Source organism: Devosia sp. XGJD_8 (assembly GCF_046614475.1).
Lineage (GTDB): Bacteria > Pseudomonadota > Alphaproteobacteria > Rhizobiales > Devosiaceae > Devosia.
Genome location: NZ_JBKJHF010000001.1, coordinates 1144399 through 1164651, shown reverse-complemented (window position 1 = coordinate 1164651; position 20253 = coordinate 1144399). Strand labels below are relative to the sequence as shown.

General features: G+C 64.0%; 23 protein-coding genes. 9 read left to right on the top strand and 14 right to left on the bottom strand.

Annotation, left to right across the window (positions count from 1 at the left end; all coding sequences use genetic code 11):
• Positions 1–3: 3 nt before the first annotated feature.
• The 10 genes from ACLI1C_RS05430 to coxB all read right to left on the bottom strand — a co-directional run bounded on the left by ACLI1C_RS05430 (position 4) and on the right by coxB (position 9154).
• On the bottom strand, positions 4–1266 hold the full coding sequence (locus ACLI1C_RS05430; protein WP_411395845.1) for a M16 family metallopeptidase: 1263 nt from the start codon (positions 1264–1266) through the stop codon (positions 4–6).
• Between the two features lie 54 nt (positions 1267–1320).
• A complete protein-coding gene (thrC, locus tag ACLI1C_RS05425; RefSeq protein WP_411395843.1) occupies positions 1321–2712 on the bottom strand; it encodes a threonine synthase in 1392 nt (463 codons plus the stop codon).
• A gap of 68 nt (positions 2713–2780) precedes the next feature.
• Positions 2781–3539 carry an SURF1 family protein gene (locus ACLI1C_RS05420; protein WP_411395842.1) on the bottom strand — a complete coding sequence of 253 codons (759 nt, stop codon included), beginning with the start codon at positions 3537–3539 and terminating at the stop codon, positions 2781–2783.
• Positions 3536–3889: a DUF983 domain-containing protein gene (locus ACLI1C_RS05415; RefSeq protein ID WP_411395841.1), complete on the bottom strand. Its 354-nt coding sequence runs from the start codon at positions 3887–3889 to the stop codon at positions 3536–3538. The genes ACLI1C_RS05420 and ACLI1C_RS05415 overlap by 4 nt, the downstream gene beginning before the upstream one ends.
• A gap of 63 nt (positions 3890–3952) precedes the next feature.
• On the bottom strand, positions 3953–4786 hold the full coding sequence (locus tag ACLI1C_RS05410) for a cytochrome c oxidase subunit 3 (protein WP_411395840.1): 834 nt from the start codon (positions 4784–4786) through the stop codon (positions 3953–3955).
• A gap of 2 nt (positions 4787–4788) precedes the next feature.
• Complete coding sequence (locus ACLI1C_RS05405) at positions 4789–5355, bottom strand: cytochrome c oxidase assembly protein (protein WP_411395839.1); 567 nt, start codon at positions 5353–5355, stop codon at positions 4789–4791.
• Positions 5355–5537, bottom strand: coding sequence for a hypothetical protein (locus ACLI1C_RS05400; RefSeq protein ID WP_411395838.1), 183 nt, complete (start codon positions 5535–5537; stop codon positions 5355–5357). Before ACLI1C_RS05400 ends, ACLI1C_RS05405 begins: the two co-directional genes overlap by 1 nt.
• Positions 5537–6469: a heme o synthase gene (locus tag ACLI1C_RS05395; RefSeq protein ID WP_411395836.1), complete on the bottom strand. Its 933-nt coding sequence runs from the start codon at positions 6467–6469 to the stop codon at positions 5537–5539. Before ACLI1C_RS05395 ends, ACLI1C_RS05400 begins: the two co-directional genes overlap by 1 nt.
• Before the next feature lie 54 nt (positions 6470–6523).
• On the bottom strand, positions 6524–8218 hold the full coding sequence (gene ctaD / locus ACLI1C_RS05390) for a cytochrome c oxidase subunit I (protein WP_411395834.1): 1695 nt from the start codon (positions 8216–8218) through the stop codon (positions 6524–6526).
• A gap of 24 nt (positions 8219–8242) precedes the next feature.
• Positions 8243–9154: a cytochrome c oxidase subunit II gene (coxB, locus tag ACLI1C_RS05385; RefSeq protein WP_411395833.1), complete on the bottom strand. Its 912-nt coding sequence runs from the start codon at positions 9152–9154 to the stop codon at positions 8243–8245.
• Positions 9155–9480: 326 nt separating this feature from the next.
• Between coxB and ACLI1C_RS05380 the strand changes: the two genes are divergently transcribed.
• Positions 9481–9993 carry an invasion associated locus B family protein gene (locus tag ACLI1C_RS05380; protein ID WP_411395832.1) on the top strand — a complete coding sequence of 171 codons (513 nt, stop codon included), beginning with the start codon at positions 9481–9483 and terminating at the stop codon, positions 9991–9993.
• A 14-nt stretch (positions 9994–10007) separates the two neighbouring features.
• Positions 10008–10259, top strand: coding sequence for a PilZ domain-containing protein (locus ACLI1C_RS05375; RefSeq protein WP_411395831.1), 252 nt, complete (start codon positions 10008–10010; stop codon positions 10257–10259).
• A gap of 173 nt (positions 10260–10432) precedes the next feature.
• On the opposite strand, the gene ACLI1C_RS05370 is transcribed toward ACLI1C_RS05375, so the two are convergent.
• Positions 10433–10690: a hypothetical protein gene (locus tag ACLI1C_RS05370; protein WP_411395830.1), complete on the bottom strand. Its 258-nt coding sequence runs from the start codon at positions 10688–10690 to the stop codon at positions 10433–10435.
• Between the two features lie 150 nt (positions 10691–10840).
• Here ACLI1C_RS05370 and ACLI1C_RS05365 point away from each other — a divergent pair, with 150 nt between their 5' ends.
• From ACLI1C_RS05365 to ACLI1C_RS05350, 4 genes are all read left to right on the top strand, one after another.
• Positions 10841–11728, top strand: a complete 888-nt coding sequence (locus tag ACLI1C_RS05365; protein WP_411395829.1) for a LysR family transcriptional regulator — start codon at positions 10841–10843, stop codon at positions 11726–11728.
• A gap of 90 nt (positions 11729–11818) precedes the next feature.
• Positions 11819–13432 carry an exodeoxyribonuclease VII large subunit gene (xseA, locus tag ACLI1C_RS05360; RefSeq protein WP_411395828.1) on the top strand — a complete coding sequence of 538 codons (1614 nt, stop codon included), beginning with the start codon at positions 11819–11821 and terminating at the stop codon, positions 13430–13432.
• A 49-nt stretch (positions 13433–13481) separates the two neighbouring features.
• A complete protein-coding gene (locus ACLI1C_RS05355; RefSeq protein WP_056228027.1) occupies positions 13482–13703 on the top strand; it encodes a DUF2093 domain-containing protein in 222 nt (73 codons plus the stop codon).
• Positions 13703–14854, top strand: a complete 1152-nt coding sequence (locus ACLI1C_RS05350) for a hypothetical protein (RefSeq protein WP_411395827.1) — start codon at positions 13703–13705, stop codon at positions 14852–14854. The genes ACLI1C_RS05355 and ACLI1C_RS05350 overlap by 1 nt, the downstream gene beginning before the upstream one ends.
• Positions 14855–14895: 41 nt before the next feature.
• Here the strand turns inward: ACLI1C_RS05350 and ACLI1C_RS05345 are convergent, their stop codons facing one another.
• Together ACLI1C_RS05345 and ACLI1C_RS05340 are read right to left on the bottom strand one after the other, a co-directional pair.
• Complete coding sequence (locus ACLI1C_RS05345; protein WP_411395826.1) at positions 14896–15138, bottom strand: DUF4170 domain-containing protein; 243 nt, start codon at positions 15136–15138, stop codon at positions 14896–14898.
• A complete protein-coding gene (locus ACLI1C_RS05340) occupies positions 15131–15994 on the bottom strand; it encodes a 3'(2'),5'-bisphosphate nucleotidase CysQ (protein ID WP_411395825.1) in 864 nt (287 codons plus the stop codon). Before ACLI1C_RS05340 ends, ACLI1C_RS05345 begins: the two co-directional genes overlap by 8 nt.
• 267 nt (positions 15995–16261) lie before the next feature.
• On the opposite strand from ACLI1C_RS05340, the gene ACLI1C_RS05335 reads away from it, so the two are divergent.
• Entirely contained in the window at positions 16262–16777 is a 516-nt protein-coding gene (locus ACLI1C_RS05335) for a DUF6101 family protein (protein WP_411395824.1), read from the top strand.
• 77 nt (positions 16778–16854) lie between these two features.
• Here the strand turns inward: ACLI1C_RS05335 and ubiA are convergent, their stop codons facing one another.
• Positions 16855–17784, bottom strand: coding sequence for a 4-hydroxybenzoate octaprenyltransferase (gene ubiA / locus ACLI1C_RS05330; protein WP_411395823.1), 930 nt, complete (start codon positions 17782–17784; stop codon positions 16855–16857).
• Positions 17785–18058: 274 nt separating this feature from the next.
• On the opposite strand from ubiA, the gene ACLI1C_RS05325 reads away from it, so the two are divergent.
• Complete coding sequence (locus tag ACLI1C_RS05325) at positions 18059–18799, top strand: 16S rRNA (uracil(1498)-N(3))-methyltransferase (protein ID WP_411395822.1); 741 nt, start codon at positions 18059–18061, stop codon at positions 18797–18799.
• A gap of 72 nt (positions 18800–18871) precedes the next feature.
• Positions 18872–20242, top strand: coding sequence for a glutamate--cysteine ligase (locus tag ACLI1C_RS05320; protein WP_411395821.1), 1371 nt, complete (start codon positions 18872–18874; stop codon positions 20240–20242).
• Positions 20243–20253 lie beyond the last annotated feature (11 nt).

Sequence of the window (20253 nt, the reverse complement as noted above, 5' to 3'; positions counted from 1 at the left end):
GCCTCAGCGCTTGAGCCGGTCGCCGATGGCGCCCACATCGGCAAGATGGCCGATAGGCCCGATTCCGGCCAGCGTTGGCGACCCCTGCGTGAGGATCTGTTCGGCCACTTCCTGCACCCGGTGGGCCGTGATGCGGTTGATGCGCTCCACGGTCTCGGCCATGGGGATGGGCCGGCCCCACAATATCTGCTGCCGTGCCAGCTGGCCCGCCCGCGCCGAAGGGCTCTCCAGCGACATCAGCAGGCCGGCCCTGATCTGGTTGCGGACGCGGATCACTTCCTCGTCGGTAATGGTCTCTGTGGCGCGCTTGAGCTCGTCCAGCACGACGGGGACCAGGTCGGCTACCTCGTCCTGGCCGGTGGCCGCGGCGACGCCGAAGACGCCGCTATCGGCGAAGGCCCAGTGAAAGGAATAGACCGAGTAGCACAGCCCGCGCTTCTCGCGCACTTCCTGGAACAGGCGGGAGCTCATGCCGCCGCCCAGGATAGAGGCCAGCACCTGCGCGGCATAGAAGCCGTCGGAATTATAGGCCCTGCCCTCGAAGCCGAGTACGATATGAGCCTGTTCGTGATCGGAGATGAGGCGCTCTTCGCCGCCCTGATACTCGGCGCGCTGGGGGGCCGGCGCCCCATTGGGCTTGAGATCGGCAAAGCGGTCTCGCGCCACTTCGACCAACCCGTCATGATCGACATTGCCCGCCGCTGCCAGCACCATGTGGTCACCCACATAATTGCGGTTCATGTATTTGCGGACGGTGTCGGGCGTGAATTCGCGCACCGAATCAACCGTGCCAAGAATGGTGCGGCCGATGGGCTGGGTGGGGAAAGCCGCGGCCTGGAACAGGTCGAAGACATGATCGTCGGGATTGTCGCGCGCCGCGCCGATCTCCTGGACGATGACCTGTTTCTCGCGCGTCAGCTCGTCGTCGTCGAACAGGGAATTCTGCAGGATGTCTGACAGGATGTCGGCGGCCAGAACCACGTCATCTTTCAGTACGCGGGCGAAATAGCCGGTATGCTCGATGGAGGTTGCGGCATTGAGATCGCCGCCGACATTCTCGATGGCCTCGGCGATCTGCAGCGCGGTGCGCGAGGTCGTCCCCTTGAAGGCCATATGTTCGAGCAGGTGGGAAATGCCGTGTTCCGCCTTGCGCTCACTGCGCGCACCGGCCTTGACCCAGACGCCGAGGGAGGCACTTTCGAGATGCGGCATGTCATCGGTGAGCACCACCATGCCGTTGTCCAGGGTCGTCGATTGTACGCTCACGCTAGGCTCCTCCTCGAGGCCTGGCGGTCGAGCGACCGCCGGCCCCCGAATGCGTCAGGCAGCGCGCGTACGCGCTGAGATGAAGTCTTCGACCGCTGTCTGGTCGTTGGCAAGGATGCTGAGACGCTCCTCGCGCGAATGCAGGTCGGCCAGCCATGTTGGCAATGCGGGGGCAATGCCCGATGCTGCCTCGACCGCTGCGGGGAACTTGGCCGGATGGGCGGTCGCCAGCGTGACCATGGGAGTGGGCCCCAGATGCGTCCGCGCCACATGGGCGCCCACGGCAGTATGCGGGTCGAGAAGATAGCCCGAAGCCGCAAGCGTATTGGCAATCGTCGCCTTCGTTTCCGCTTCACCTGTGGTGCCGGCCGCGAAATCGCGGCGGATGGCGGCCAGGGCCTGGTCCGGCAGGGCAAAGCCGCCGGATTGCTTGAGACTGTCCATCATGCGTACCACGGCTGTCGCGTCGCGCCCGGCTGCCTCGAACAGCAGGCGCTCGAAATTGGACGAGATCTGGATATCCATCGATGGGCTGATGGTGGGGGCCACGCCATCCATCTCGTAGCGGCCCGTATCGAAGGTGCGGCGCAGGATGTCGTTGGCATTGGTGGCGATGATCAGCCGCTCGATGGGCAGGCCCATGGCCTTGGCGCAATAGCCGGCAAAGATGTCGCCGAAATTGCCGGTGGGCACGGTGAAGCTGATCTTGCGCTGCGGGGCGCCCAGCGAAACGGCCGCCGTGAAATAATAGACGATTTGCGCGACGATGCGGCCCCAATTGATGGAATTGACGCCGGAGAGGCGCACATGGTCGCGGAATTTGTGGTTGTTGAACATCGCCTTGACGATGTTCTGGCAGTCGTCGAACGTGCCTTCGAGCGCAATGTTGTGCACATTGGCATCAAGCACGGTGGTCATCTGCAGGCGCTGCACCGGTGAGGTGCGACCGCGCGGATGCAGGATGAAGATGTCGGTGGTGTCACGCCCGCGAAAGGCCTCGATCGCGGCGGAGCCGGTATCGCCTGATGTAGCGCCAACAATGGTCGCCTTGAGCCCGCGCTCGGCCAGGATGTGGTCCATTATGCGGCTGAGGAACTGCATGGCCACGTCCTTGAAGGCCAGGGTCGGCCCGTGGAACAATTCCAGCACGAAGTGGTTCGGTTCGAGCTCGAGCAGCGGCGCAACCGAGGGATGACGGAACACGGCGTAGGATTCGTCGATAATGGCCTTGAGTCGCTCCGGGGCGATTTCGTCGCCGGTGAAGCGGCTGATGATGGCATAGGCCACATCGGCATAGGGCTTGCCGGCAAAGGCGGCGATATCTGCGGCGCTGACCTGGGGCCAGCTCTGGGGCACATAGAGCCCGCCGTCGGAGGCCAGGCCCGCGAGAACCGAGTCGGAGAAGCCGAGCGCTGGCGCCTGGCCGCGCGTGGAGACAAACTGCATTCGGGGGAAGAGCCCTTTTAGAATTGTCGCAACCTATTCAAACAGGGGATGAACCGCAAGTTTGCCGCTCAACCCTTGCTGACGACACGCTGCCGGGCCAGCCAGAAGCCCAGCATGACGACGGCGACGATGGCAAAGCCGTACCACGTATAGGCATAGCCCAGATGGTTGTTGGGGAATTCGACGACCGTCTCCCCGCCCTGCGGCAGTTCCCCTGCCGGTCCCGCCGGCAGATCGACATAGAAGGGCGCAAAGGGCGCGAGGGCCGGGTCGACCATGGCGGCGAGCCGTTCGGGATCGCGTACCCATTCGATGCGGTCGGAGGTATTGGGGCCCGGCGTCATGAAGCCGGCGGCCTCGCCTGGGCGCAGGAGGCCACTGATGGTCACAAGGCCGTCCTCGCCTTGGGGATCGGTCACAGCCGCTTCCTGGAAGTCCTCCGGGATGAAGCCGCGGTTGACGAAAACCGTGCCGCCTTCGGCGAGAACGAAGGGCGTGACAACCCAGTAGCCGGGGCCGGAGGCCGGGCCCCGGGCATTGGCGAGGCTCGTGAAGACCGTCACGGTCTGGTTGTAGCGGAAGGTGCCCGTCAGGGCGACGGGCAGAAAATTGAGCGCTTCGAGATCGAGGCTGTTCCACTGGTCCGCCGGGGGAACGGGTATCGGATCGGCATTGAGCCGCGCCGCGACGGCGGCGATCAGCGCATCCTTTTCGGCCAGGCGTTGCATCTGCCAGGAGCCGAGCCAGACGCAGGTGGCGGCAAGCGCCAGCATCAGGACAACGAAGGTCCAGGTCATCACCGGTCCGAGGCCGCGTCTCTCGCTCATTGGTGGCCCTCATGGGCGTCATGCCGGTATTGCAGCGCGATGAGCACGCCCTTGAAGGGCGGCAGCAGCGCGAGCGAGAGCAGTATTGTGACCGGAATCCACAACATCAGGTGGACATAGGGTGGCGGGTTGAACAGCGCGCCGACAGCCAAAGCGAGCACCATGACGATGGGCGCCACGAGAAAGATGACAAAGATCGCCGGGCCGTCGCCGCTATCGGCGAATTTGAGATCAAGCCCGCAGGACGAGCAGGCCGGTGCCAGCTTGAGATAGCCGGTGAACAGCTTGCCCTCGCCGCAGCGTGGGCAGCGACATTTGAGGCCGGTGATGATCGGGGCGGGTCGGGCCATAGGGCCTCCAAATGGATCGGGGCGCAGCCTGTGGCCGCGCCCCGTAAAGATGTCCGGCCGATGCTAGTGGTGGATCGCCACGCCCCAGCTGCCCCAGACGTAGATGGAGGCAAACAGGAACAGCCACACCACGTCCACGAAATGCCAGTACCAGGCGGCAAATTCGAAGCCGAGATGGCGCTCGGGGGTGAAGTCGCCACGCAGGGCGCGGATCAGGCAGACCAGCAGGAAGATGGTGCCGACCAGCACGTGGAAACCATGCAGACCGGTCGCCATGAAGAAGGTGGCGCCATACATGTTGCCGCCGAAGCTGAAGCCGGCTTCCATATATTCGATGGCCTGCACGCAGGTGAAGATCGCGCCGAGCAGGACGGTGAGAACGAGGCCCCACTTGAGGCCTTCGCGGTCATTCTCGAGCAGCGCATGGTGCGCCCAGGTCACGGTGGTGCCCGAGGTCAGCAGCAGCAGAGTATTGAACAGCGGCAGGTGAAAGGGGTCGAACAGCTCGATGCCGGTCGGCGGCCAGACACCGCCGGTTGCGGCGACGCGGGCATATTGCTCGACGTCATCGAGGCGGAAGAAGCCGTCAAAATAGGCCCAGAAGAAGCCGAAGAACACCATCACTTCGGAAGCGATGAAGAGCATCATGCCGTAGCGGTGATGCATCTGCACGACCGCGGTGTGGTCACCCTGGTTGGCTTCCTTGATCACATCGCTCCACCACGCATACATGGTGTAGAGCACGCCCACGAGGCCGATGAAGAAGACCCACGGGGTCCATTCGTGCATCCAGAAGATGCCGCCCATGGCCATGATGAGGACCGCAACCGACATGACGAACGGCCACGGGCTCGGCTCGACCATGTGGTAATCGTGGTTCTTGGCTATTCCGGCCATAGTCAGCTTCCCTCGTTGTCTGAAGCGTAGAAAGTGTAGGAGAGTGTGATCTCGTTGACAGTGGCAAGCTCGTGATTGTCCGCCAGTTCGGGATCGATGAAGAAGACGATCGGCATGTCCACGGTTTCACCGGGCTGCAGCGTCTGCTCGGTGAAGCAGAAGCACTCGATCTTGTTGAAATAGGCGCCGGCCTTGGCGGGCGAGACGTTGAACACGGCCGTGCCCGTGATCGGCCCGTCCGAATTGTTGGTCGCCACGTAGTTGACGGTATCGACCATGCCGATGCGATCGGTGATCGAGGCGGCCGGGGTAACCGACCAGGCCAGGTCATTGGCCACGTTGGAATCGAAACGCACAGTCATTTCGCGTGCGATCGCGCCCTTGGGGCTGTCGCCGGCCACCTGCGTAGTGCCGCCAAAGCCGGTCAGCTGGCAGAACAGCTGGTAGAGCGGCACCGAAGCATAGGCGAGGCCGACCATGCCGGCGGCGATGAACAGGCCGGCAATAGCCACGCGCCGGTTGCGGCGCGCCATTGCAGGATCGATCGCGGGATTGGTCAGATCAACCATCAGAGTGTCCGGTCAAACAGAGCGGGGCCCATCTTGATGATGGTCAGCGCGTAGAATGTCACGGCGAACAGCGCCAGGCCCAAAGCAATGGCAATGGAGCGGCGGCGGCGCAGGCGGGCGCGCGCTGCGGCGATCTCGGGCGTATCGACTTCGACGCTGCGGATTTCGTTCGGTGCGCTCATCAGATGAAACCTCCGAAGCGGGTCAGCAGGTTATCGGTCATGAAGGCGAAGAACACGATGAACAGGTAGCTCAGCGAATAGTTGAACAGTGTCCGGGCCGCCTTGCGCATGGCCACATCCTCGCGCGTAACCAGCAGGCGCCAGGCGAGATAGGTGAAGGATGCACCGGTGACCACGGCCACGGTCGTGTAGATCCAGCCGGCAAAGCCGAAGAAAGTCGGCAGCATGGCGGCAGCGGCCAGGATCAGCGTGTAGCCGAAGATCTGCTGCTTGGTGGAGGCTTCGCCGACGACATTGGGCATCATGGGCACGCCCGCCGCGCCATAATCGGACTGCTTGTAGAGCGCCAGCGCCCAGAAATGCGGCGGCGTCCACAGGAAGATGATGAGGAACAGCACGACGCTTTCGAAGGACACATTGCCCGTCACCGCCGCCCAGCCGACAATGGGCGGGAAAGCGCCTGCGGCGCCACCGATGACAATGTTCTGCGGCGTCGAGCGCTTGAGCCACATCGTGTAGATGACGGCGTAAAAGAAGATGGTGAAGGCGAGGAGCCCCGCGGCCACCCAATTGGTGGCCAGCCCGAGCAGCGCCACGGAAAACACCGAGAGCACCAGGCCGAAGACCAGCGCCTGCTCACGGGTGACGCGCCCTGCGGGGATCGGGCGGTTCTGCGTGCGGCTCATGACGGCGTCGATGTCGCTGTCATACCACATGTTGAGCGCGCCAGAGGCGCCCGCACCGATGGCGATACAGGCAATGGCGATGATCGCGATGACCGGATTGATGCCGCCGGGGGCCACGATCAGGCCGACAATGGCGGTGAACACGACCAGCTGCATCACGCTCGGCTTCAGCAGCGCGAGGTAATCCTCCACGCGCGCTTCGCCGGCGATGCCTGGCAGGTTCCTGCTGTCGTCGAGAAGAGCCAATGGCCTTGCCTTTACGGTTCGGAGACGGGCCGCGCGAACGCGGCCCGGATTACGCTAGTGCGCGTTGGTCGAGTCGATCTTGGGAAGCGTCGTGAACTGGTGGAACGGCGGCGGGCTGGACAGGGTCCATTCCAGCGTGGTTGCACCATCACCCCACGGATTGTCACCGGCGGGACGCTTCTTCCGGGCAGCTTCCCAGGTCGCGTAGAAGAAGATGATCATGGCGACGAAGGTGATGTAGTAGCCGACCGAGGAGACGCGGTTCCACATGCCGAAGGCATCCGGGTAGTCGATATAGCGGCGCGGCATGCCGGCAAGGCCGAGGAAATGCTGCGGGAAGAAGATCAGGTTCACGCCAACGAACATGACCCAGAAGTGCAGCTTGGCCAGGAACTCGTTGTACATGTAGCCGAACATCTTCGGGTACCAGTAGTACCAGGCCGCGAAGATCGAGAACACGGCGCCCAGCGACAGCACGTAGTGGAAGTGCGCCACGACATAATAGGTGTCGTGCAGGGCACGGTCGGCACCGGCATTGGCCAGCACCACACCCGTCACACCGCCAACGGTGAACAGGAAGATGAAGCCGATGGCCCAGAGCATGGGCGACTTGAAGGTGATCGAGCCGCCCCACATGGTGGCGATCCAGCTGAAGATCTTCACGCCCGTGGGCACCGCGATGACCATGGTGGCGGCCACAAAGTAGCGCTGAACGTCAAGGCTCAGGCCGGTCGTGTACATGTGGTGCGCCCACACGACGAAACCGACGAAGCCGATGGCGACCATGGCATAGGCCATGGCCATGTAACCGAAGACCGGTTTGCGGCTGAAGGTCGAGACGATGTGGCTGATGATGCCGAAGCCCGGCAGGATCATGATGTAGACTTCAGGGTGACCGAAGAACCAGAACAGGTGCTGGAACAGCACCGGATCGCCGCCGCCAGCCGGATTGAAGAAGGTCGTGCCGAAATTGCGGTCGGTCAGCAGCATGGTGATGGCACCGGCCAGCACCGGCAGGGCCAGCAGCAGCAGGAAGGCGGTCACCAGCACGGACCAGGCAAACAGCGGCATCTTGTGCAGCGTCATGCCCGGCGCGCGCATGTTGAAGATGGTGGTGATGAGGTTGATGGCGCCCAGGATCGAGCTCACGCCAGCCACGTGCAGCGACAGGATGGCGAAATCCATGGCCGGGCCAGGATGTCCCGAGGTCGAGAGCGGCGGGTAAACCGTCCAGCCGCCACCGAAGCCGAGTGCGCCGGGGCCGGTGCCTTCAAAGAACAGGCTCATCAGCAGCAGGATGAAAGCCGGCGGCAGCAGCCAGAAGGCGATGTTGTTGATACGCGGGAAAGCGGTATCGGGCGCGCCGATCATCAGGGGCGCGAAGTAGTTGGCAAAGCCGCCCATGGTGGCCGGCATGACCACGAAGAACACCATGATCAGCGCATGCGCGGTGGTGAACACGTTGTACATGTGCTTGCCGGCGTCGATGGCTTCGCCACCTTCCACGCCATAGACCATGGAGGCCAGGCCGTGGAAAATCTGAATGCCTGGCTCCTGCAGCTCCATGCGCATCACGCCGGAGAGCAAGCCACCCAGAATCCCCGCGACGATCGCGAAGACCAGGTACATGATGCCGATGTCTTTGTGGTTGGTCGAATAGACCCAACGGCGCCAGCCGGTCGGTTCATGGTGCGACGCGGCGTCGTGTCCGGTCGCGTGGGCTTCGAGGTGAGCGGTCGTGTCGGCCATTAGTGTATCCCCTGACCCGTGTTCTTACTGCACTGCCGCGAGCGTCGCGGTAGCGGCGGTGTAGTCACCGCCCTCGAAAGCCGCCATGTAGGCTGCAAATTCTTCCTTGGTGACGACGCGCACTGCGATCGGCATGAAGGCGTGGTCCTTGCCGCAGAGTTCCGAGCACTGGCCGTAGAACATGCCGGTCTCGCGCGAATTGAACCACGTCTCGTTGAGACGGCCGGGAACCGCGTCGATCTTGATGCCGAAGGACGGCACGGCGAAAGCGTGGATGACGCCAAGCGGATCGGCAGTCACCTGCAGGCGCACGGTCGTATCGACCGGCACGACAAGCTCATTGTCCACCGCGAGCAGGCGCGGCTGGTTTGGCTTGGTGGCGTTGCGATCGTCTTCATTGAGCATGATCGAGGTCAGGGTCAGCCCCTGATCGACATATTCATAATCCCAGTACCACTGCTGGCCGGTGGCCTTGATGGTCAGCTCGGGTGCCGGAACATCGACTTCACCGAAGGAGAAGATGTTGGAGCCGAGATACTTGCGCTCCCCGTCGGGCGTGGTGAGCTGGTCGCTCAGGACACCGAATGAGGGGATGGCGATGATGATCAGGATGACGATGGGCAGGACCGTCCAGACCACTTCAACCAGCGTATTGTGGGTGAAGGCCGCAGGAACCGGGTTCCGCTTGGCATTGTAGCGGATCACGATCCATACCAGCAGTGCCAGCACGAAGACCACGATCAGGGTGATGGTCCACATCAGGATGCCGTCGTGGAAAGCCACGATGGAGTCCATGATCGGGGTGACCGATGGCTGAAGGTGGAATTGGCCCGGAACGGGATGGCCCGCGCTTTCCTGCGCCGTGGCAAGAACGGGTGCCAGCGCCATTGCGGCTGCCGAAATGGCCCCCATCTTTTTCAAGAACTGCCCGGTCACCTAAACCCCCTATCGACTTCAATTGGTGTATCCACACCGGGATTGAGGGGCGAAAACAGCGGCATAGCGTACGCCGCCCCGACTCAACCTCGGAGCGCAAAACTCTTCCCTGACCTAAATCACATCGGAAACGCCAAGTCCATTGTGGCAAAGGGCGCCCAAGCTGCGTCATATTGCGCGACAAACAGGCGGAGACGCCTCACCCTCGCCGCAGTTTGCCGACCTTATCCCTAGCAATTCCGGGCGTTGGTTGACTTGCCCCCCGGCCTGTCGGAAACAGACGAAGGCTCGCGTGGGCGCGCGATTCGTCGGGAGAGTTGATACAAGTGAAGCGGATTGTGAAGCGTCGTCTGGCCGGTCTGGGTCTTGCGCTGGTGGCTGCGGCAGCCGCGGCGGGTGCCACCTTTGGCCAGGGCGTGGTACGCGCCCAGTATGGCGACTGGCAGATGAGCTGCGACACGCCGCCAGGCGCAAGCTTTGAACAATGCGCCATTATCCAGAATGTAATGGCCGAGGATCAGCCCAATGTGGGCCTGTCCGTCATCGTACTGCGCACGGCCGATCGCGAGGCGCGCCTGCTGCGCGTGCTGGCGCCGCTCGGCGTGCTGCTGCCCAACGGTCTCGGGCTCAATGTCGATGGCGAGGATATGGGGCGCGTGGCCTTCGTGCGCTGCCTGCCCAATGGCTGCGTGGCCGAGGTTGTGCTCGATGACAGCCTGATCGATACGCTGTCAAAGGGCACGAATGCCATTTTCGTGGTGTTCAAGACGCCCGAGGAAGGCATCGGCATTCCGGTGTCGCTGAACGGTTTCGAGGACGGCTTTGCCCAACTCCCCTGAGTGAGGAGTAGTGCATGGCAGAAGAGCACCGCGCATCGCCCCGCCACCGAACGCTCAAGGGTGGGCGCATCGTCATCAATGACGGCTTTTCGACGTTCCAGTGCACGGTGCGCAACCTGTCCGAGGCTGGCGCGCGCCTCAAGGTCGCCAGCATAGTTGGCATTCCCGACAGTTTTCAGCTGGCCATGGACGACGGGCGCAAGTTTGCCTGCAGCGTCGTGTGGCGCACGGAAGCCGAGCTGGGCGTCGCCTTCGCCCCCTCCTGAACAAAAAAAGGCCGGACGGATGCCAAGGCATCGGTCCGGCAAGTCATCAGGAAACGGGACCGGCGGCAAAACCGGCCCGGGAGATGGCACGAGCGCTCGTAACGAATGTTCGTACCAACAGGGGTGCGCCGGCTGGAGGTCAGCGCCGGCGCAAACTCTATGGAAACAACAGATCAGGCCCGCGCGTTGCGGCTGCGCGCGGCGTTCAGCGTGCGACCGGCATGCGCCGGGGCGGCAAGCGCAGCGGTCACGTCGTCGCGCGAAATGCCCAGGTCGCGAAGGCGGGCGTGATCGAGTTCCAGCAGGGCTGTCAGCGCATGCCGGCGGGTTCGTGCGGCACGGGCCTTGGCGATCCAGCGCGCGAAAGCGGCAAACGGATTGGCAGGCGACGCGGCCGAGAGTGACCGCTCGCCGGGAAGCGAGAGAGCCATTATAGTCTCCAAACATGTGGTTGTGCCGAAGGGAGGTCGGCGGGTCCGGCGCGGGTCTACTGCGCCGATGTTCATGAGATAACGCTCTGGACTTCCATTCGTCCAACAAATAGATTTCATTCACACCATCAATTTGAGTGATGTAGCGACATGACCGCTCCGCTTGATCTGGATCAGCTCCAAAGCTTCTGCGCCATCGCCGATTGCGGCAGCTTCACCGAGGCGGCACGCCGGGTGAACAAGACGCAGTCCGCCGTCTCCATGCAGATCAAGCGGCTCGAAGAGCGGCTTGGTCATTCGCTGCTGGCGCGCGACGGGCGGGGCGTCACCCTCACCGTGCATGGCGAGGCGCTCTATGCCCGGGCGCGCAAGATGCTGCGCACCAATGCCGAAATCCTCGACCATTTCTCGGATGGCGATCTCAGCGGCTCCATTCGCTTCGGCGTGCCGGATGATTATGCCGTGCGCCTGCTGCCGGTGATTCTGTCCAGCTTCCAGCGCACCCATCCCAAGATCGCCGTGGATGTGGCCTGTATGGCATCGGAGGAGCTGCTGACAGGTATGCGGGCCGGGCGCTACGACCTGATCGTCTTCACGCAGGGTACCGACCAGAATTTTGGTGAGCTGTTCCGCACCGAAAAGATGTTCTGGGTCGCCTCGCATGGCGGACGGGCGCTGGCCAGCGAGCCGCTTGCCATTGCCTGCGGGCCGCAATGCTGCATCTGGCGCAAGGATGCGCAGGAAGCACTGGACCGCACCGGCAAGGACTATCGCATTGCCTATACGTCCTCCAACGCGACCGCCATCTCCAGCGCCGTGCTCTCCGACCTCGCCGTCGGCTTCCTGCCCGAAAGTGCGCTGCAGCCGGGCATGCGTGTGGTCAATGACGATCAGGGCCTGCCGCGCCTGGGCGACGCACAGATCGCCCTGATGCGCGCCAGCCACGCCTATGGCGGGATCTATGATGCGCTGGCCAACCATATCGTGCAGTCGATGGGCAATCTCGACGTGCCACGCCAATCGGACGCGGCGGAGTAGCTGGTCGCCAGTTTCGCCCCGTCGGGGACAAGGAGAAGATGGGCGCGCCCTCGCTCTTGACCTCCATCGGGCTTTGTCGCACCAGAGGACATGGCCGACGCCCTGACCAATGCCGCCGAATTCACCGTCAGCGAGATCGCCCAGGCGGTCAAACGCACGGTCGAGGACGAGTTTGGCCATGTGCGGGTGCGCGGCGAGATTTCCGGCTATCGCGGCCAGCATTCCTCCGGCCATGCCTATTTCACCCTCAAGGATGAAAACGCCTCGATCGACGCCGTGGTGTGGAAGGGCAACTTCGCCAAGCTGACCTTCAAGCCGCAGGAGGGGCTGGAGGTCATCGCGACCGGGCGCCTCACCACTTTCCCCCGCTCGTCCAAATACCAGATCGTCATCGACAATATCGAGCCGGCCGGCGCGGGTGCGCTGATGGCCCTGCTCGAGGAGCGTCGCAAGAAGCTCCTGGCGGAGGGGCTGTTTGCCCGCGAGCGCAAGCGCCCCCTGCCCTATCTGCCTCGGGTCATCGGCGTCATCACCTCGCCCACCGGCGCGGTGATCCGCGATATCCTGCATCGTCTGGCGGACCGCTTTCCCAGTCACGTCCTGGTCTGGCCGGTGCGCGTGCAGGGCGAGACCTGCGCGCCCGAAGTGGTCAATGCCATCGAGGGTTTCAACGCCCTCATGCCCAATGGACCGATTCCCCGCCCGGACCTTCTGATCGTGGCGCGTGGTGGTGGCTCGATCGAAGACCTCTGGGGCTTCAACGAGGAAGCCGTGGTGCGCGCCGTCGCTGCCAGCGGCATTCCGGTGATCTCGGCGGTTGGCCACGAAACCGATACGACGCTGATCGACTATGTGTCGGACATGCGGGCACCCACCCCGACTGCTGCGGCGGAAGCGGCCGTGCCGGTGCGCGCCGAACTGATCGGCTATGTCGACGATCTGGGCAGCCGCCAGCGTCAGGCCGCCCGCCGGATGGCCGGCAGCGCGCGGGACAGGCTGCGCGCCGCTGCCGCCGGACTGCCGCGCCCCACCGACCTGGTCGCCACCCAGCGACAGCGGCTCGACCATGCCGCCAGCAATCTTTTTACCGGCCTGCGCCATTCGGTGCAGGACCGGCGCGTGGCCTTCTCGCGCGTCGAATCCAAGCTCACCGCGCGGGTCATCCGGGGCCAGCAGCAGGAGGTGGGCGAGCGCCTGCGCAACCTGTCGCTGCGGGCCGATGCCGGCCTGCGCAAGACGGTGGACCGGGCGCGGCTGACGCATGATCCGCGCGCCGAGCGGCTGGCTGCCGCGGCAGGGCGACTGGTGGAGCGCAAGCGGGCGCAGTTCGAAGCCATTGGCCCGAAGCTCTCGACCAATGCCCTGCGCGCAGAACTGCGCCACTCGCAGAGCCAGCTCGCCCCGCTCACGGCCCGGTTGCTGGGCGGCATTGCCCAGAGCCTGGGCGAGCGGCGCGCCGCCTTGTCCCAGTCGGCCAAGCTGCTGGTGTCACTGAGCTACAAGAGCGTATTGGCGCGCGGCTATGCCGTCATCAAGGATGCAGACGGCAACCTGGTGCATGAACGGGCGGGCCTGATGCCGGGCGATATGGTTGCCATCGAGTTTGCCGATGGCGACGTTTCCGCGACGATTGCTGGCAGCCCAGCCATAAAGAAGAAACCACGCCCTCAACTGGACAGGGATAGTCAGGAAAGCCTCTTTTGATCGGTCCCATTGCCCGCTATATCGATGTAACGGTTGAAGGACGATCAGAATGAACATCTTCGACAAGGGCTTTGCACCCACCGAAGCGGTGATCCGCTACCTCGATGGCGACTATGTGGTGCTCAAACCCGGCAGTTTCGTGCGCTGCGCCATCACGCAAAAACCCATTCCGCTCGACGAACTGTTCTACTGGAGCGTCGACCGGCAGGAACCCTATGCCGATGCGACCGCCGCTCACACCGCGTTTGAGCGTTTCGGTCGCGGAGCCTGATGGTGGAAGCCGAAGCGTCGGGCTGCCGCCGGTTCCTGTTCATTTCCAATGGCCATGGCGAAGACAGCATTGCTGCAGCCATCGTGGCGCGCCTGCCCAAGGGCATCGAGGCGGATGCCTATCCGATGATCGGGGCCGGCAATGCCTATGCCGGCGTCTGTGCCGTGGTTGGTCCGCGCGCCACGCTGGCGTCCGAAGGCTGGCGCAACGTCAAGGGTTCACTGCGGCGCGACATTGCCACGGGGGGCCTTGCCACCGTGCCGCCGGCACTGCGCTTCCTGCGCCGCATGCGCGGCCGGTATGATCGTGTGGTGGTCGTGGGCGACATGGTCGGTGTTCTGGCCTGCCAGCTGACCGGCCACCGCGACCTCTATTATCTGGACGTCTACAAGACGGGCGCGGCACGGCTCTATTCCGCGCCGGAGCGCTGGGCCATCAAGCATGCCTGCAAGACCGTGTTCTGCCGGTCCGACAACCTGGCCCAGTCGCTGACGCAGATCGGCGTCGATGCGCGCTCGGCCGGCAATATCATGATGGATACCATTCCCCATGGCGGCTACGACGCCATGGCACGCCGCAGCCGGCCGATGGCGGTGACGCTGCTGCCCGGGAGCCGGGCGCTGACCGCCGAGAGCTTTGCACTCCAGGTCGAAGCCCTGCGCATGCTGCGCACCGACCTGCGCCCGGATGTCTTCCTGGCCGTGGCGGGCAGCATCAGTGTCGACGAGCTGGCCCGGCAGACCGGCCTCAAGCGCACGGCGATGCTCAGTGTCGAGCCCTCCGACCTCGGCGAATTGTCCGATGGCGATCTGACCATTCACATGGCGCGCGGCGGGGCGATGGGCAATCTGCTGGAGGCATCCGACATCGTGCTGTCGCAGGCGGGCACGGCCACGGTGCAGGCGCTGGGCCTGGGCAAGCCGGCCATCACCTTCGTCAACCCACGCGACCGCCGCTCGCGCTTCAATGACGAGCAGATGCTGTTCGGCGAGGCGCGCATGGTCGTGCCGGCCGATGCCCCGGCCATCGCCACGGCGCTGCGCACGCTGCTGGAAAATGAAGACGAACGCCGGCGCCTGGCCAATATCGGCCGCCAACGCATCGGCGGCCCCGGCGCCATGGCGGCGATCTTGGACGCGCTGGTCGCGTAGCCAGCCTTACCTCTCCCCCAAAGGGAAAGGTGAAGAGCCCATCAGGGCTTGTGCGTTTCCGGCTCCAGAAGGCGATGCAGGTGGACGATGAAATAGCGCGTCTGCGCGCTGTCGACGGTCATCTGCGCCTTCTGCTTCCACACCGCATAGGCAGCGGCATAGTTGGGATAGAGCCCCACGATGTCGACCTTGTCGAGATCGGCGAAGGTCACGCCTTCCAGGCTCGAGAGTTCGCCGCCGATCACGAGATGCAGCAATTGCTTGGTGGGGTCTTCGTTAGCCATCGGTGAGGTCCGTGTGTGAAGGAGTGGACAGTTCGGCGTCGCCTGCGTCCGGGGCCGGACAGCCATAGACCTTGATCAGGGCCGCATGAACAAGCGGTTTTAGGCTCATGTCGCTCAGCGCCGCAAGCGCCCCGTGACGCACATCTCGTTTGTTGAAATGGGGGAACCCGACGCAGACATCGGCAAAGTCGATCTCGGACTCCGCCAGGATCAGCGCCGCGGCGGCAATATCCCAATCCTGGCTGCCGCGCCGGGCGACCGCCGCATCAAGCTTTCCGGTGGCCACCTGCACCAGCCGATAGGCCAGCGACGGATAGGCCGGGCCGCGCGTATAGTCGAGCCCGGCAGCCTGCATCTCCTGATGCACCGCGCCCGGCGCCGGAATCAGCGGCGCGGCGCCAGCCCGGCGCGTGCGGCGGATGGGCTGGCTATTGAGCCGGGCACCCTCGCCGCGCACCGCGTCATACATTTCGTCGCGCATCGGCGCATAAACCACCCCGGCAACCGGCACGCCGTGTTCCACCACGGCAAGGGAGACCGTCCAGCTGTCCTCGCCGCGCAGGAAGCCCCTGGTGCCGTCGATCGGATCGACCACGAAAACCCGCTCGCAATCGAGCCGGCTCGGATGATCGACCGTTTCCTCGCTCAGCCAGCCATAGTCGGGCCGGGCCTGCAGCAGGGCATTGGCGAGATAGCGATCCACCAGGATATCGGCCTCGCTCACGGGCGATGCATTCTCCTTATGCCAGCTCTTGACGTCGCGGCGGAAAAAGCTGCTGGCAATGATCCCCGCCGCGACCGCCGAGGAGCGGAGCAGTTCGAGGTCATCGCTGTAAGTGGTTGCAGGAGCGGGCATTGCCGCGCCTTTTAGGCTTGGCGCGGGGCTTGGGCAAGAGCCGGGCCGCATGGCGGGCGGACAGCGGCAAATATGGCAGGGTTAACACCCCGCCAGCCAGCGGGGTTAACCGCTCCCTACCCGGTGCAAGACCCTGCTAACCCTCTCGGAAAACAAGATAAACTTAACCGAACGGATTAAGGAGGCAGGTAAGGCGAGGCGCTATGTTGGCCCCATAAAGAGAGCGCAAAAAACCAGCTCTCGAAGTTGACAGGAAGGCGAATTCAAATGGTTCATGGTGTCGCGATGGAAGGGACTTCGGTCGTTCTCGCATTCGGCCGCCCCAGCGTGGCGGACCGCCGCTTCGTGGCGGCAAACGACAACGGCCCCAAGGATCCCGTCAAGACCGTCACCGTGCGCCGCATGCTCGAACAGAGCGGTGTGGCCATCAAGATCAAGGTGCCGGTTACCGAATTCATCGGCGTCGCCGTGGCGACCCAGATTTCCGAAGGCGGCGTGCTGACCAGTTCGATCGAGCTGGTTCATTCCGACAGCGAACTGAACTATCGCGTCTTCGAGGAAGAGGGCAATCACAACGTCGTCGCCGAATGGCAGAACTGGGGCAAGAAGCTCCGCCTGCCGCTGTTCATCAAGGCCGGCGATGGCGCCTACATGCCCTATAGCCAGCAGGTCGATGGCGTGGCCGTCGGCAGTTCGCAGAGCCGCCGCAAGCTGGTGGCCGAAGCCAATCGCCGCCCGCGCTTCCTCAACCGCCGCAAGCCGGGCGCCCAGTCCGACGCATAAGTTTACTGCTCTCCAAAGCACGTCCAAGGGGTTGACCGGTGGTGCGGTCAGCCCTTTTGGCGTTTAGGATAGGGCCGCTACCAGACCCACTCGGCCAGCAGCGCCAGCGAAACGATAATTCCCACATACTTGTTGCTATCGAAGCGGAAGCGGGGATTGTCCGGCTGGTCCGCATCGACGGTCCAGACCTGCCAGGCGAGCAGCGCCGCGGCCGCCAGCGAGAAGGCGGCAAAGACGATCCCGCCTCCAACCAGCAGGGCCGCCGCCAGCCAGAGCAGGTAGGCTCCGGTGTAGAGCACCGCCACCACCGGCCGCACATGCTCCCCGAACAGGCGCGCCGTGGATTTGACGCCGATCAGCGCATCGTCCTCGATATCCTGCAGGGCGTATAGCGTATCGTAGCCGATGACCCAGAGGATCGTGCCGGCGTAGAGCAGCAGCGCCGGCATGGCGAGGCTGGCAGTCTGCGAACTCCAGCCCACCAGGGCACCATAGGCAAAGGCCAGGCCCAGAAAGGCCTGTGGCCACCAGGTGACCCGTTTCATGAACGGGTAGATCGCCACCAGCACCAGCGAGGCCACCCCGGCCCACACCGTGAAGCGATTGAACTGGAAGAGGATCACCGAGGCGAGCAGCGCCTGGGCAACGAGGAAGGCCAGTGCGTCGCGCGCCGTGACGGCTCCGGAGGGAATCGGGCGGGAACGGGTGCGGGCGACCTTGTCGTCGATGTCGCGGTCGACAATGTCATTGAAGGTGCAGCCGGCGCCGCGCATCAGGATGGCGCCGGCCAGCATCAGGATGGCGGCCCACCAGTCGAAACCGACATCGGGCCGCGCCACTGCCGCCAGGCCTATCCCCCAGACACAGGGCCAGAACAGCAGCCAGAAGCCGATCGGCCGGTCCCAGCGCGCCAGCCGTGCATAGGGCTTGAGCCATGCCGGCGCATAGCGATCGACCCAGTTGCCGGATTTGGCATCGGCGACAGCGTCGGGAGTGTTTTCGGTCATGGGCAATGGCCTCTTTACGCGCTCTGCATCCCTCCTCTCCCCTTGTGGGACTTTGAGCCGTCCCGCAGGGCAAGTCGCTCCATTGGAGCGACTTGAGGGGAGAAGGCCATGAGAGCCGTGCTCGAATGGCAAGTCTGATTTTCTGCGTTCAGCAGAAAATCAGGGGTGAGGGGTTCTCTCCACGCATACAGCGTTTATGGTCGCCCCCGAAACCCCTCATCCGCCCCTTCGGGGCACCTTCTCCCACAAGGGGAGAAGGGGAACGGCAGAGATTATGCCCCGCACCCACGCCGCCCTGCCCCGCCTTTACATCGACGCCGACCTCGCCCCCGGGGTGCCGCTCACCCTGGGCAAGGAGCAGTCGCTCTATCTCGCCGCCGTGCTGCGCAAGACGGTTGGTGATGAGGTCGTACTGTTCAATGGCCGCGATGGCGCCTGGCTGGCCCGGCTCACCGGTGATTCGAAGAAGTCGGTGGCGCTCGAACTGGTGCAGCAGATCGCACCCCAGAGCCCGCCGTCCGACCTGTGGTACGGCTTTGCCCCGCTCAAGACCGAGCGGCTGGACTATGTGATCCAGAAGGCGGTGGAAATGGGTGCCGGCACCATCCAGCCGGTACTCACCCGCTTCACCCAGGTCAGCCGGCTCAAGCATGAGCGGCTGGTGGCCAATGCCATCGAGGCGGCCGAGCAATGCGAAGTGCTGCGCGTGCCCATTGTCGAGCCCGAAGTGACGCTGGACCGCCTGATCGATTCCTGGCCCGCCGATCGGCGGCTCATCCTCGCCGATGAAGGCGAGGCATCGTCCTCGCCGGTCGAGGTGCTGGGCAGGCTCAGGGGACAGAAGATCGGCGTCCTGATCGGTCCCGAGGGTGGATTTTCCGACGAGGAACGCGCCCGGCTGCGCGCCCTGCCCTATGTCGTCCCCATCAGCCTGGGCCCCCGCATCCTGCGGGCGGACACGGCTGCGGTCGCGGCGCTAGCGGTGATTCAGGCAATCATCGGTGATTGGCGATAAAAGCCGATTGCATTCGGCTTGTGCAACGCTATGTTCCGGCCAACATTGAACCCTCACGTCAGAGGACTGCTTATGGCCGGCGCCGACTCCTATTCACCCCCGATCGAATCGCGGGCCGACCTGATCGAGGCCATGGCGCGGGGGTGCAAGCCCGAGGCCGACTGGCGGATCGGCACTGAACACGAAAAGCACGTGTTCCACACCAATCCCTTGCGGCCGGTCACCTATGAAGGACCCGATGGCATCCGCGCGCTGCTCGACGGCATCCAGGCGGAAACCGGCTGGCATCCCTTCTACGATGGTGAAAACCCCATCGGCCTGCGCAATGACGAGGTCGCCGGCGGCATTTCGCTCGAACCCGGCGGGCAGTTCGAACTCTCGGGTTCGCCGCAGCAGGACCTGCATGGCACTGCGGCCGAACTGGCCGAGCATATGCGCGTCACCAAGAAGGTCGCGGCACCGCTCGATATCCATTTCCTCGGCCTGGGCGTGACGCCGCTGTGGTCGGTCGATGAAATCCCGGCCATGCCCAAGTCGCGCTACGGCATCATGAAGCCCTATATGGAAGAGGTCGGCACGCTCGGCACCTCCATGATGTTCCGCTCCTGCACCGTGCAGGCCAATCTCGATTTTTCGAGCGAAGCCGACATGGTCAAGAAGCTGCGCGTATCGGTGGCGCTGCAGCCGGTGGCCACGGCCCTGTTCGCCAATTCGCCCTTCTCGGAAGGCCGCGACAGCGGCTATCTCAGCTATCGCAGCCATATCTGGCTCAATACCGACGATGCCCGCACCGGCATGCTGCCCTTTGCCTTCGAAGAGGGCTTCGGCTTCGAGCAATATGCCGATTATGCCCTTGATGTGCCGATGTATTTCGTCATCCGCAATGGCGCCTATGTCAACGTGGCGGGCGAGAGCTTCCGCGCCTTTCTCAAGGGCGAGCTGCCCCAGCTGCCGGGTGAAAAGCCGACCATCAAGGATTGGGAAGACCATCTCTCGACAATTTTCCCCGAAGTCCGGCTCAAGCAGTTCCTCGAAATGCGCGGCGCCGATATGGGCGACGAAAAGTCGGTCGTGGCGCTATCGGCCTTCTGGACTGGCCTGCTCTATGATGAGGTTTCACTCGAAGCCGCGTACGAATTGATCGAGCCTTGGTCCGCCGACGAGCGCGACCGCATGCGGCGCGAAGTACCCCGCCTGGGGCTGATGACCCCGCATGACCGCTCCAACCTCTATGACGTCGCCGCCCAGGCCGTCGGCATTGCCGAGGCGGGCCTGGTCCGCCGCGACCGCCGCAACGCCCAGGGCCAGGATGAAACCATCCATCTGGCCCCGCTCGAAGAGACCATCCAGCACGCCAAGTCCCCGGCGGAACGCTGGCTCGACAAGTATCGCGGCGAATGGAACGGCGATCTGACCCGGATCTTCAAAGAAGCCGAGATGTAGGCGGCTTACCT